This window comes from Ligaoa zhengdingensis (assembly GCF_014384885.1).
GTDB classification, from domain to species: Bacteria; Bacillota; Clostridia; order Oscillospirales; family Ruminococcaceae; genus Ligaoa; species Ligaoa zhengdingensis.
This window is the reverse complement of record NZ_JACRST010000012.1, coordinates 18,200-32,065: the sequence shown is the minus strand read 5'-3', so window position 1 is coordinate 32,065 and position 13,866 is coordinate 18,200. Positions and strand designations below refer to the sequence as shown.

Annotated in this window: 4 protein-coding genes; 3 read left to right on the top strand and 1 reads right to left on the bottom strand. The window is 55.0% G+C overall.

The features are described from left to right. The first annotated feature begins 317 nt into the window (after positions 1–317). The 3 genes from H8711_RS08580 to H8711_RS08570 all read left to right on the top strand — a co-directional run bounded on the left by H8711_RS08580 (position 318) and on the right by H8711_RS08570 (position 4,814). Complete coding sequence (locus H8711_RS08580) at positions 318–2,231, top strand: ABC-F family ATP-binding cassette domain-containing protein (protein ID WP_249283060.1); 1,914 nt, start codon at positions 318–320, stop codon at positions 2,229–2,231. Positions 2,232–2,302: 71 nt separating this feature from the next. Next, positions 2,303–3,511 (top strand): AI-2E family transporter, encoded by a 1,209-nt coding sequence (locus H8711_RS08575; protein ID WP_249283059.1) that lies wholly within the window; start codon positions 2,303–2,305, stop codon positions 3,509–3,511. Positions 3,512–3,545: 34 nt separating this feature from the next. Further along, complete coding sequence (locus H8711_RS08570) at positions 3,546–4,814, top strand: O-acetylhomoserine aminocarboxypropyltransferase/cysteine synthase family protein (RefSeq protein WP_249283058.1); 1,269 nt, start codon at positions 3,546–3,548, stop codon at positions 4,812–4,814. 108 nt (positions 4,815–4,922) lie between these two features. Here H8711_RS08570 and H8711_RS08565 read toward each other — a convergent pair whose 3' ends face one another. Beyond that, positions 4,923–13,673 (bottom strand): glycoside hydrolase family 97 N-terminal domain-containing protein, encoded by an 8,751-nt coding sequence (locus H8711_RS08565; RefSeq protein WP_249283057.1) that lies wholly within the window; start codon positions 13,671–13,673, stop codon positions 4,923–4,925. Positions 13,674–13,866 lie beyond the last annotated feature (193 nt).

Sequence of the window (13,866 nt, the reverse complement as noted above, 5' to 3'; positions counted from 1 at the left end):
AAATAACCCGCGCTAAAGAAAAAGCTCAGGCTAAAAAAGTAAAAATAACGGTTTGCATTGTTCAAAGCGTTTGCCATGGAGGATGTTCTCCTTTCCTCAAAACTGACTTTTTTAAATGATACCCCTCAAGCCTCCATTTGTCAACAGTTTTTTTCCAATCGAACGGTAAAAATAACCGAAAAGCCCTCTCCTCCCCTGTTGAATACGCCCGACCTTTTGAAAGATTCCGGCAGGAAATGCCGAAAATAGTTGCCCCGATGCAGGCACTATGTTAAAATAAAAAATAACGAATTTTTACAGTTTGGGAGAATCAAAGAATGATATTATCCGCTGTGGGAATCAGCAAAAGCTACGGTTCCAACCTGGTTTTGAAGGAAACCGATCTTAAAATAGAGGATAGCGATCGCATCGGCCTGGTCGGCGTCAACGGTGCGGGCAAGTCCACCCTGCTCAACCTGCTCACCTCGCGCGAGCTGCCCGACACAGGCGATATTTTCGTCTCCGCGCAGGCGACCATCGGTTTTCTGCGGCAGAACAGCGGCCTGGACACCGAAAATACCATCTGGACAGAGATGCAGTCGGTGTTTGCACCGCTGCTGCGGGTGCAGGAGGAGCTGCGCACGCTGGAGACGGAGCTCGCACAGACTGACGCCATGCAGAACCCGCAGCGATTCGATGAACTGACTCGCCGCTACGCCACCCAGTCGGAGTGGTTTGAGGCGCAGGACGGCTACCTGGTCGATGTCAAGATCAAGACCATTCTCAACGGCATGGGTTTTGCTGACAAACCCTGCGACACCGTCATCAACACCCTGTCCGGTGGAGAAAAGACCCGCTTGGCCATGGCTAAGCTGTTGCTTGAGGCGCCGCAGCTTTTGGTGTTGGACGAACCGACCAACCATCTGGATTTTAAAACCTTGATGTGGCTGGAGGAATATCTCACCAGCTATAAGGGCGCGCTATTAGTGGTGTCGCACGACCGCTACTTCCTCGACCGACTGGTCACATCCATCTGGGAGGTGGAGCACAACCGGCTCACCACCTACAAAGGGAATTACACAAAATTTGTTCACCTTAAGGCCGAAGCCAAAGCGCGCTATCAAAAGGAGTACGACCAGCAGCAAAAACAGATCGCTTCGATGCAGGACTATGTGGCGCGCAACATTGTGCGCGCCACCACTGCACAGATGGCCAAAAGCCGCCTGGCCGCGTTGGAACGCATGGAGGTGCTTGAGCGCCCGGAAGGCGAGATCAAGACGGCGAAGCTCACCTTTTCCTATGAGCGCGAGCCGGTCAAGGATGTGCTGGATGTATGCGGTCTTTCCCTCGCGGTAGGTGAGCGGGAAAATCGCAGGGTTCTCTGTAAAGGAATTGACCTTCACATGTTTCGGGGTGAAAAAATCGCAATCATCGGGGCGAACGGTATCGGTAAATCCACCTTTTTAAAGGCGATTCAAGGGTTGATCCCCTACCCCACCGGCAGCGTGGAATGGGGTAAAAACGTTTCGTTGGGCTACTATGAGCAGGAGAATCATGGGCTGCATAACGACAAAACCGTCCTCGACGAGCTGTGGGATCGCTACCCCCGTATGCCTGAGCACAGCATCCGGAGCGTGCTCGGCTCGGTGCTGATTACTGGCGAAGAGGTCTACAAAAAGGTTTCGGTGCTCAGCGGCGGCGAGCGCGCCAAACTCAGCTTCGCTATTCTCATGCTTCAACATGCGAACACGCTGATTCTCGACGAGCCAACCAATCACCTGGACCTCGCCTCCAAGGAGATTCTCGAGCAGGCGCTGCTGGATTTCACAGGAACGCTCATTATGGTGTCGCACGACCGCTATATGCTCAATAAGCTGCCGGATAAAATCGTGGAATTTACCGAGGGAGGGGTCAAGGTCTATCCCGGCCGGTTTGACGATTATTTGGAGCAGACAGAACGGGAGCGCCAGCAGATGCAGGCGGAATCTGTTAAAGCTCCGCCAAAGCCGTCTGCGGGCGGCTACCGTAGCCGTGAGCAAAAGAATTTGGAATTACAGCGTAAACAGCGCATCAAGCAGCTTGAGGAGCTCATTGCGCAGGGTGAACAGCGCGTTTCAGAATTGGAACAGGAAATGACCCAGGAGGATGTTTTCAGCGACTATCAGAAGATGGCCGAAAAATGTACTGAACTGGAAGAGTTAAAAGCGAAAATTTCCAGCTATACCGACGAATGGCTGGATCTCGCTGAATAAAAACTGGTTTTTCCAAAATACTTGCTTTATAATGGTAAAAATAGAACGCGAGCCAAGTGGGAGGTGACGGGTTGAAGATTCAGTGGAATAGAAGATACACCACCATCGCCGTCTATGCATTTCTGGTGATTGTAGCGGCCATCCTGTTTTTTACGATTATCCAGAACTTCAACGGTTTCAGCGCCTACACCACCCGGGTGCTGACCCTGCTCACCCCCTTTGTCTACGGATTTATCATCGCTTACATCCTCAACCCAATCCTGCGCATGTTCGACAAATGGCTGCTGCCCCGGCTATTCCGGGATAAACTAAAGCCGAAACTGCGCCGCGCTGTTGCAATCCTGCTCACCTATCTGGTTGCGATCCTGTTCTTATCGGTGTTTTTCTCAATTGTCATCCCGGAGATCGGCGCCAGTCTATCTGGGATCATCTCAAAATTCCCCGAATACCTCAAGACAGCCGAAACCTGGATCAGTGAAATCTTCATCGCCGTGGAGTCCTGGGGGATTGACGACGCCAATATCCAGCGGATGCTGCAGAGCGTTCTGCAAAGTTTCGATGATCTGCTGGAGAGAGGCTATAATCTCATCAAAGATGCCCTTCCCGTTCTGCTTAACACCACCAAACAGTTTGCTGATGGGGTGTTTAACATCATCCTGGGCATCATCATTTCTGTCTACCTCCTGATGGGCAAGGAAAAGTTTTTTGCTCAGCTCAAAAAGGCTTTATATGCTTTTCTACCCGCCCCGGCGGTGGAGCGCTCGGTGTACATCGCGCACAAAAGCCATATTACCTTCAGCGGTTTTATCAACGGCAAGCTGCTCGATTCCCTCATCATCGGAATCCTTTGTTTTATCGGGATGTCGATCTTCCGAATGCCCAATGCGATGCTCATCAGCGTCATCGTGGGCGTCACAAACGTCATCCCGTACTTCGGTCCGATCTTCGGCGCGATTCCAGGCGCTTTGCTCATTCTGTTGACAGACCCGATCAAGACCATTGGATTTCTGATTTTCATCTTTCTACTGCAACAGTTCGATGGCAACATCCTGGGCCCCAAAATTTTGGGGGAAACCACAGGTATCTCCGCTTTTTGGGTGATCTTTGCGATTGTGGTGTTCAGCAGCCTGCTCGGCGTCTGGGGAATGTTCATCGGTGTGCCGCTGTTTGCGGTGATCTATACCTTAATCAGCGAATATATCGACAACCGTTTAAGGCGCAAAGGAATGCCGACCGAAACCGATGAATATGCGTCGGAACATCATAAAATTGAATTTTAGCCGCTTTGCGGCAACCACTAAAATGGAGGTTACTATGAAAATTGAAACACAATGCCTGCACGCGGGCTATGAGCCCGGCAACGGCGAAACACGCGTCCTGCCCATCTATCAAAGCACAACCTACAAGTATGATTCCACCGAGCATGTCGGCAAGCTGTTCGATCTGACCGCCGACGGCCATATGTATTCTCGCATCTCCAACCCCACCGTTGCTGCGGTGGAACAGAAAATTGCGGCGCTGGAAGGCGGTGTGGGGGCCCTTTGCACCACCTCTGGACAGGCCGCCAGCCTGATTTCGCTGCTCAACATTGTCAATGCCGGAGATCATTTCATCACCGCTTCCACCATCTACGGCGGTACGGTAAACCTGTTCGCCGTCACGCTCAAGCGTCTCGGCATCGAATGCACCTTTGTAGATGCGGACGCTGACGAAGAGGATTTGCAAAAAGCGTTTCGTCCCAACACCAAAGCGGTGTTCGGCGAGACGATCGCCAACCCTGCCATCGCGGTGCTGGACATCGAAAAGTTTGCCCGGCTCGCTCACCGCAACGGCGTGCCCCTCATCATAGACAACACCTTTGCCACCCCAGTTCTCTGCCGCCCGATCGAGTTCGGCGCAGATATCGTGATCCACTCCACCACCAAATATATGGATGGCCATGCGATACAGGTGGGCGGTGTCATTGTAGATAGCGGCAACTTTGATTGGACCAACGGCAAATTCCCTGGCCTGTGTGAGCCGGATGCCTCCTACCACGGGATCGTCTACACCAAGCAATTCGGTAAAGCCGCCTACATAACCAAGGCCCGTGTCCAGTTGATGCGCGATTTCGGGGCCTACCCTTCTGCACAGGACGCATTCCTGCTCAACCTCGGCCTCGAGACTCTGTCGGTGCGCATGGAACGGCACTGTGCCAATGCGGATGCAGTCGCCCACTTTCTGGCCAAATCCGACAAGATTGAATTTGTCAACTACCCCACCCTGGACGGAAATCCCTACCGGGCATTGGCCCAGAAATATCTGCCGCGGGGCGCTTCCGGCGTCATCTCCTTTTCGATCAAAGGAGGGCGGGAACGCGCTATCAAATTCATGGACGCACTGGAGCTCGCTTCCATTGTGGTACATGTGGCGGACATTCGCACCTGTGTGCTGCATCCCGCCAGCTCGACCCACCGTCAGCTCACCGATGAGCAACTGGTCGGCGCAGGTATTACCCCCGGCATGATCCGCCTATCTGTAGGTCTGGAGCACATCGACGACATCCTGGCGGATATCCAGCGCGGCCTCTCCGCCCTGGACTGATTCAAATCCACATAAAAAAATCCGACCGCTTCCGCATTGTGCTGGAGCGGTCGTTTTCCTTTAAAAAGAGCGGAGTGCCCCACCATATGGCGGGACACTCCTTTTATATTATTTTTCTTTTCTTTTGAAAACCCAAAGCGCACCCAGCGCTGCGATAAGCAGAATTCCAACAACCAGGGAGCCTGCCGCCGTTGCAGCCGCTGGCTGTCCAGCGTCCGCAGGGGAAACTGTCTCAAGCTCTGATTCCGCAGCAACAGCGCCGTTGGAGGGCATCTCCGGTGCAACCGTCAATGCGGCCTCGCCGCCCGTTTCTGGATTGCCGGATACTGCTTCCGTGTCAGGGGCCCGCTTCTCGCCTGCCATCGCGATCAACTGCTGAGCGGTGTAATAAACCGCAGCCGCGTCGTAACCCTTGAGAGCAGTTCCGCTCAGGATGTAATCTTTACCGCCGATTTCCAGCTTCAGATTGATATTCCTGTCGTTCAGAAGGTCGATCCCAGCTGCCGGCATCATCTCCCCATCCTCCAATTTTGCCTGGATGGTGTCGCCGTCTGCCGCCGATGCAATTTTCTCCTGGATAACCGACCAATAGTCGCCTCCGCTTGTGGAGACCGCGTGGGAAGAACCGCCGCTCGAAGCTGAGCGCTCCCGCAAACCGTCCACCGCTTTTTGCAGCAAGGAAAATTGACGATTGAGGGCATCTGCGCCGGCGTTTTCATCACTCAGCGCGGACAAAGCCGCTTGCCGCGCCGCGGTCATGCGGCTCCAGCTCGCCGAGGTGTAGTTGGACGCCGTGAGCTGACCCGATTCTTTGACCAACTGGATCAGGCGCACCTTCGCCATTGCACGCGTCAGCGCTTCGCCCATTGCTCCAATTTCTTCCTGTGTGGCCTCCTCCCGATCCAGAATCGCCTGCGCCTGATCCATCAATGCGGCCAGCTCTGTCAGGCTCTCCTGGTCATATCTGCCGCTTTCCATCAGAACCTTGGCCAGATCCATCGCGTTTTGCAGCGCCGATTTGTCACCCAGAAGCTGCAGTGCGGTCATCGCGTCGGTGAGCATCCGATGCGCTTCCTGCACTTGGGCCTCGCTTGCCGCATCGTCCTCCAGCACCTGCCGTGCAGCCATCAATGCAGCGGTGAAGGCATTCCAGCTTGCGGTGGTGTATTTCTCCCGGTGCAGCTGATCGCCCTCTGCAGCCAGGTCGGCCAAAAGCAGTTTATCCACCTTGGCCAGTTGGGTGATCGCCTTCATCACCGCAGCGTACATCTCATTGACCTCAGCCTGCGTCTTTTGGGCGGAGCCCAGCAATTCCTTTGCGGCCTCGACCTGTTCAGCCAAGGCTTTCTTGGAAGTTTCACTCAGACCTGTATTCTCTAACGCACGTTCCGCCAACTCGACTGCCAGCTTCAGCAGGCTGTCGTCCACCGCATAAATCAGCCTGTCGCGCGCCAGAACCAGCGCGTTGAATGCCGCGTAAACTTCGCTTTGCAGCGCCGCATCGTCCGCAGCCACCCGTTTGGCCGCCTCCAATGCCTGCATGAAAGGCGCCCAACTCTCAGCGGTATATCTGAATTCGTCATATTTGCCGTCGATTGCCTCGATGAGCGCCTCGAGCATCGCTTTTTCTGCCGGTTTCGGATCACCGACAATAACCCGTACCGAGACCTTCAGCCCCGCATCATTGAGCAGGCCGTCGCTCAGGATCAGCTCGCCGCTCAGGATGCAGATTCCATCTCGATTGGGTTCGTAGCCGTCCGGGCTCCATTTCACCGCCAGGTCGGTAACTTCGCCGTTGTCAAGCGTCACACCGACTACCTGCGGCAGGATCAGTTCTTCCGCAGACGTGCCGAGCTCCACCTTGCAATTTTCAGACGGAATTACACCGATCACCTGCGCCGTCGCATCATCTTTTCTCGCAAACGGCATCGCAACGCCATTGTAGGTAAAGTTCGCAAATGTCGCGGGGATATCGCTGTCCGGAGCCAGTGTGCCTGCGAACGCGGAAACCGCGACTGTCCAGCGTTCTCCCTCTGAGAGCGACAAGGTGTTTTCTCCAACCAGAATCCAATGCTCGCTGTCGGTGCTGTAATAGCTCTTGAAGGCATCCCCCACCTTCTCCATCCTCAAAAATACCGGTTGATTGGGGTTCGGATCGGAGATATGGGGCTCATTGTAGTCGCCGTCCACCTTGATTGCTTCAAAAATGTTGCCGCCAAAGTTGCTGTGGAAGCGGCGCAGAATGCCGACATATTTGTTATCGCTCGCGTGGACAGTGATGCCCGCCGTCTGGTACGAGCTCTCCGGCGCAAAGTCGCACTTCACAACCAACGTGAAGTCCTCATCCTCCGGCTGGAAGGATAAAAAGTTCTTCGCCGCGTTGCCGTCTGTGTCGATCTGGCCGTTGCAGGGGTAGGTGGTCACGGAATACTCCGAATTGATCCGGAACCGGGATTCCGGCCTCTGGCGTGTCCAGGGAGACGCCAGGATGTAATCCGCTCGCACCACATCTACGACGCAGAAAGCGGTCAAAGGCTCGTAACCTTCCATCGGGATGGAAGCCTTTGCCGTGATCACGGCTGTGCCGAGTTTGTGTGCTGTGAGCACGCCGTTTTCAACACTGACAACCTCATCGTTGGAGGAGCTCCACTCCACGTTGGTCAGATATTGCGCATCTTCGGGCGTAAAGACCGCCTCGAGCTGTGTGGAAGCACCGTTAACCAGATTGATCCTATCTTCGCTCAGTGAGAGCGCCTCGGGCAATACCAGGTCGTCCTTGACAATCTTGATGGTGCAACCGCCGTTTTGACTCATCGGTACAGTGAGCACATCTGCCGCTGTCACCTTTTGAATCTTGAGGTCGATATCCCAGCGGGAGGAACCGTCCATGTAGATATAAGCGTTGTATTCGCCGTCGCCCAAAAAGTCGAGCGGAACAATCGCATCCTGCGCATCGGTGCAGATCGCAGCCACATACCAGTCCTCGCCGTTGCGGCGGGCAAGCGCGGCGGATTCCCCGGGCGCGCCGCTCAGGAATACGGTGTCGTCCCAGCGCGCGGGCATGTTCTTCACCAGCGTGTAGACCGGCAAACGCTTGTAGGTCTCCACCTTGTCGGATGGGCAGGGAAGCCCCGTTTCATACAGGATATTGAGGGCCACCTTGTGTCCCGCAGTCACATCGCCGCCCTGCAGCAGATCGATACAGGGGTTGTAATCCGCCGGACCGATGGCAGTCCGTGTAAAGACATACATCGTGTCAATCGCCGCACGGACATCGTTAAACTCCTGCGCACGGATTCCCTCGCGGGTGAGCAGATTGGGCCAGGTGCGGACTTCACCGGTCGGCTTGTTCGCGCCGTGGATATCCAACATCATTTCATTTTCTGCACAGATGCGGTAAAGCGTATCGTACAGCTTCATCGTGGTCTGAGATTCGGAATCGAAGAAATCGATCTTCATGCCGACGACGCCGTGGTCGTGGAGCTCCTTGATGAACTCCTGCTCCTTCGGGGTGTCGATGTCGCCCGAATGAACCCAAGCCATGATGCCGACACCCTTTTCTCGGCCGTAGGCGACCACTTCGTCCAGCCAGTCGGGAATACCGACCCATTTGTGCCAGCTGTCATCGACCGTTCCATATTTCCCCTGCCAGCCTTCGTCCATCAGGAAATACTTCCAGCCGAGCTCGGCCGCCACATCGATATACTGTTTGATGAGCTCGGGGTCGGACTGCGGCCCATATCCGGGCGAGACATACCAGGTCCAGGCCGTGGTGGCCGGTTTGATCCAGGAGGTGTCCTCGATCGCACAAGACGGGCTCAGATTCTCCGGCATGGTGTTTTCCACGATCTCCTTGGGTCCGCCGATGATGGCGGTTCTCCACGGGGAGACCCAGGGCGCCTTTGTCACAACTGCATTGCCGCCCTGCGTGGGGGCAAATTCCACCTTCATTAGCCGTCCGTCGCTCCCCTTGAGGACGGAACCGCAGTATTCGGTGGAGAGCGCCGCCTCGGTGAGCAGAGCCCATTCCCCTTCTGCTGTGCGGTACAAGAATGGCATGTTGTAGGTCTTGCCTGCGGTAGCCTCAATCGTTCCGTTGGCAAACATATCCTCGTAACAGTGTCCCAACCCGCCGTAGGCGAGCATCGTCGTTTCAGACGCTGCCGGCACGCGGAAACCGGACGCCTCGGAGGAGATCGTGAACTCTTTGTCGCCGTCGATGGCGTAACGGAAAGCGACGCCGTCGTCGTAGGCGCGCGCAATCACCTTCAGCGCATCTTCAATCCCTTCCTTAGTGAAGGTAAAGGTCGCCTCATTCGCGTGGTTGCGATATTCCGCCTTCTTGCCGGAGATCATGGGATAGGTCTCGTCGATCTCCACATCGCTGCGGTTTTGGTAAATCAGTCCATCGGTATATTCACCAATGCTGGTGGTCAATCCCAACGGGGAGGGTTCAACGACCAGCTTGCCGTCGGACAGGGCCATATATTCGAGACCGCCGTCCACAGTTTGCAGCAGCAACAGCTCGATATTGCCTGAAGGGGACGATACAACCCAGCAATCCTCCCGGTCCGGCAAAACCGTCACCGCGATCTTGGCGGTTTTGACGGTACCGTCCACTTCGGCTGTCACGGTGATAACCGCGCTGCCTTTGCCGACCGCCGTAATAACACCAGCTCCATCCACCGTCACAACTGCTTCGTCGCTGCTGGCATAGGTGCAGTATCCAGTGATTCCATCGACCGGCGTGCCGTCCAGGCGGATACCCGAGGCGGTAATCGCGGCCGTTTCGCCCTTATGAAGGGTTCCCTTATCCGCTTTGGCGGAGAAAGAAACAAACTCATGCGGAGCTTCAGGGTCACTTTCCAGCCTCGGATCGACCCAGTCCGCCCAGTCGCAGTTGATGCCGTCGCCGCCGTCAGCGGCGACCAACGCGATTGTCCTGGTCCCCTCAGGGATCAGCACCGCAATCTGAACCGCGGGATCGACCGAACCGAGGACACCGCTGCTGTAGGCCTCCTTGCCGTCCAGCAGAACCTTAAATTCACAAGTACCTCTGGTCCCGCCCGCACCGCTGTCGGAGTAGTAGTCCACACCTGCAGTTGCGCGGAACACGTTATATCCGCTGAATTCCGAAATATCGTAGACCACGCGGGCGGGCCCTTTCGCATCGCCCGATGCAAAGGCGTGCATCCCGATGCCGCGGCCGTAATCGATCGCTTTTTCCCCGTTCCACAAGGTGATCGAGGTGCCGCCGGCATTTTTGCCGTTGAAAAGCATCTGGCCATAACCGTTGGCGCTCTCCTGCACCGGCTGCTCAATCAACATCACAGTGTCGCTCGAATAAGTCACCTTGACGGTACATTCGTCGAAGACGGTGCCGTCGGCGTTCTTCGCTGTGATGGTCGCAGTCGCTCCCGGACACTCGCCGGTCACGTTACCAAACTCGTCCACCTTGGCCAGCTTCGGACAGCAGGTCTCAAAGAAAACCTGTTCCGTATGGTTTGCGGGCTCCACAATCACTTCCAGTTTGACGCTCTTGCCAACTTCCACCGTCTCATTGTCCTTCACAAACCGGATGGAGGTGATGGGGATCACTTCCGTGCTGCCGCCCGTTACCGTCACGGTGGCGGTTGCTTTCAGGTCGGTGCCGGCAACGGCGCCCTCTACAGTAAAGGTGCCCGCCTGCGCATAGGCTTCCGCCGGGATCGTATCCCAGACAACCGCAGCAACTTTTTCTACCTTGTCGCCCCGGACCGTCGTCACACTGCTGGGCAACACCGGTGCAACGCCAGCCACGGTTGTCGCAGATACCGGCTTGATCGCAATAACCGGATAATTGCGCACCTCAATCTCATACAAGCTCGGATCGGTTCCGTTGAAATAATTTTTGATCTCATCAAAGGCTATTTTCAGCTTTACAACGTCAAACCCATCATGTCGAATCGTTACTAGGCTCTCCGCCTCCAATTCGTCATTCTGAGGAGCATCGGAAATAACCGCCAGATCCTTCCATCCTGTTCCATCGTCGTACTTGACAGTGGCCTTCACAATTCTCTGATACCATTCTCCAAAATGGATCTGGATGTTATTTGCCCTGACCGCAGACGGAAAATCAAGCTGGACATAGCGTTCTTCCTCATTCCCCTTCTCGGCCAGGTTCCAACGGGTACCTAAATCTCCGTCGTTTATTTTTGCAGCGTCGTACCCTGCTCCATAATAGGAGGATGCGGCGGCGCTTGCTGCCAGCGCGAGATTGTCCACAACCAACACATCGGTAAGATTCTCATAATTTTCATTCAGCCGGTTGTTGCTGTCAAAAATTTGGAATTCACACAAGGTCGGCGGCTCTTCCCGGATGCTCCCGTCGCCCTTTTCTTCCGTGCTTTCAGACACATACCAGCGCACCGCCCGCGCGGTGACCGGCTCAAAGGAGAATATGTTGTCCCCATCTTTCATCGCGCCGATTTCCGCGATGGTAATCCAGTCCCCATTGCTGTCCTGATACTCCAGTCGGGACGCTTTTGGCCGTTGATAATAGGTTCCCTGGATCAGATTGATCTCGTCAAACGTCTTTTCTGCGCCCAAATCTACCTGAATCCAGTACGCGTCGTCCGCGTCCGCGAAGCGGCCGCTCCAATAGGACGCGGTGTTGCCGTCAATTGCAACCAGCGCCCGGTTACTGCTGCTCCAGCTGCTGTTGGATTGAGCAATCCCACTGCGCGCATAGTTGTTCTCACGGCGGGTATTGCCGCGTTCTACAGGGTCGCCTTCAGCGATCAACACCACCGTTCCCTCTTTCGCCACACTTGCACTGTATCGGGTTCCGGCGATAACTTCGTCCTTCCCCTCCCACACATTGTGGGCAGAAGTCACGTGGGCAAGGCCGACGTCGCTCCAGTCAAAACCGATTCCGGCCTCTTCATTGCCGCGATTGAGCAACATAATTGCATAGCGCGCCTTGCCCGGCTCGGTGGGCTCCAGCTCCTTAGCATAAACCTGCAAGCCCTTGACATCCTCGCGGATGAGAACCGGCTGTTTGACCAGGGGGTCCTGGTTGATCGCGATCATATCTTTGTTTGTGATCGTCGCGAGGTTGTGTTCGGTCAGGTTGGTCAGATCACCGGAAAGAATCAGCGGGCCCGCGGACATTGCCCACAGGGTAAAGTAGGTTCGTTCCTGGTCGTCGTTCAGCCCATAATCGCCGATGATCAGATAATCCGGATCGTTGTAGGCGCCCACGCGATTGGCACTGGGCGAAATGTTGACGTCGAACTGATCGAATACACGGCTCATCGATACCGCATTTCCATATACCATATCGCCGCCGGTGCGCCAGGAAGCCGCGATTTTATAAGCCCAGCTTGCCGGGTCCTCTTCTCCCCACTCGCAGACGTTGAGCAGCATATTTGCATCCGGGTCTTCCGCCAACATGGCCTGATAAAAGCCCGCATACACCTGATAGTTGTTCAGCAGGCCGTTGTGTCCCCCGCAGTGGTCGAGCTTGATGGCGTCCACACCCCAGCTTTCGTACAGCGCCACATCCTTGCGGTAGTTTTCAAACCAATTTGGGCCGCCGCTGCCAAAGATACTGCCGCAGCCCCAGGGGCCGGTGTCGGTATAGATGCCGAATTTTAGTCCTTTGTCGTGAATCGACTGTATGTATTGCCCCATATCCTTGTGGAACCGGTCGTTGAAGACGATATTTCCGCTCTCATCCCGGTATTCCCGCTCGGTATCTGCGGCATATTCACTTCCAGGTCTTCCCCAGCCGCCGTCGTCGATCCAAACAATGTCATATCCCGCCTGATCGAGACCGAGCTCAAGCAGCTTGTCCACTTGAACATCGACCTTTTCTTGGGTGACGTCCATATAGTCGGCATACCAGTGGTTCCATCCCATATATGGAGTGGGGCTTTCCGCGATGCCGCGGCCCTCAACCACCTCGATGTCGGCTGTAACCGTGATATTCTCCGGTTCATAAGTACCGGAGACGACATAGGTTCCGGGGTTCTCATACTGATACTGGTCCACTTCTTCCCATTCAATTGGAACGAGCACCCGGCCGCCGTCAGCTTGATCGATGTTGATCTGCTGCGGCATGGTGGGCGGAACCCCCTCCCCGGTCGTGATCTCAATCGAAGCTCCATCGACGAGCGGATCGTCGTTGTAAACCTCAATCTCGGATACGCACGGGTAGCTGGTATCCTCACCAAAACGCAGGCGGATTTTGCTCGCCGCCAGATTATCCACTTCGGCGGTGACCTGTACGTCATCCCCCCCAGTGAGCGCCTCGGTAGACTCATAGAAGGATTCCCACTCCTCCTGCTCCCAGTTGTATTTCTCCAATTGGAAACTCTGTACGCGGGAGGCGTAGTTGAATGTGATTACCACACGGTCAAACTGGCGCAGGGTGCCGAAGTCCACAGCCACCCACTGGTCGCCGCCGCCGTTTGGGCACCAATGCTTGTTTGCACCGGTGGCTCCATCCACTACCAAACTGTCGCCTGCCCCACTCCAGCAGGAGCTGGCATAGGTCTTTTCCCCCAGTGCAATGTCAATCTCACTCCGAAAACCTTCCGCACTTAAAAACAAAGGGGCTTCCTCTTGTTTCTCTCCTTCAGCGGGATTCGCTTCCTCATCCGGCTCCGAGTTTTCCGGAGGCGCAGGCGTTTCTTCCCCGCCCCCCTGTTTATCCGGCAGCTCCGGCTCCTCCTCCCCGTTTAGCACTGTTTCCGCGTTCAGTGTTGGGGGACCCGGAAATACCTGGCCTTCTGCGAACGCAACCAGACTTCCGCCCGCCATCAGTTGGCATGCCAAAACGAAGCAGATCACCTTCCGAAAGAATCCTTTTTTCATGTTTCTCCTCCTTTTTCTCTTATGCACTCCGCAATATATACAAAACTTACATTATTTTGTATATATTTTTGCCTAATTTATCCATCACTCCTATTGTATCACATCTGTTATTTTTTTCATTACGAAATCCGATCAATTTATTTCATTTTCCGACCTTTTATCGTTGGAAAGCGTTCAAAGGGGATTGGAAATT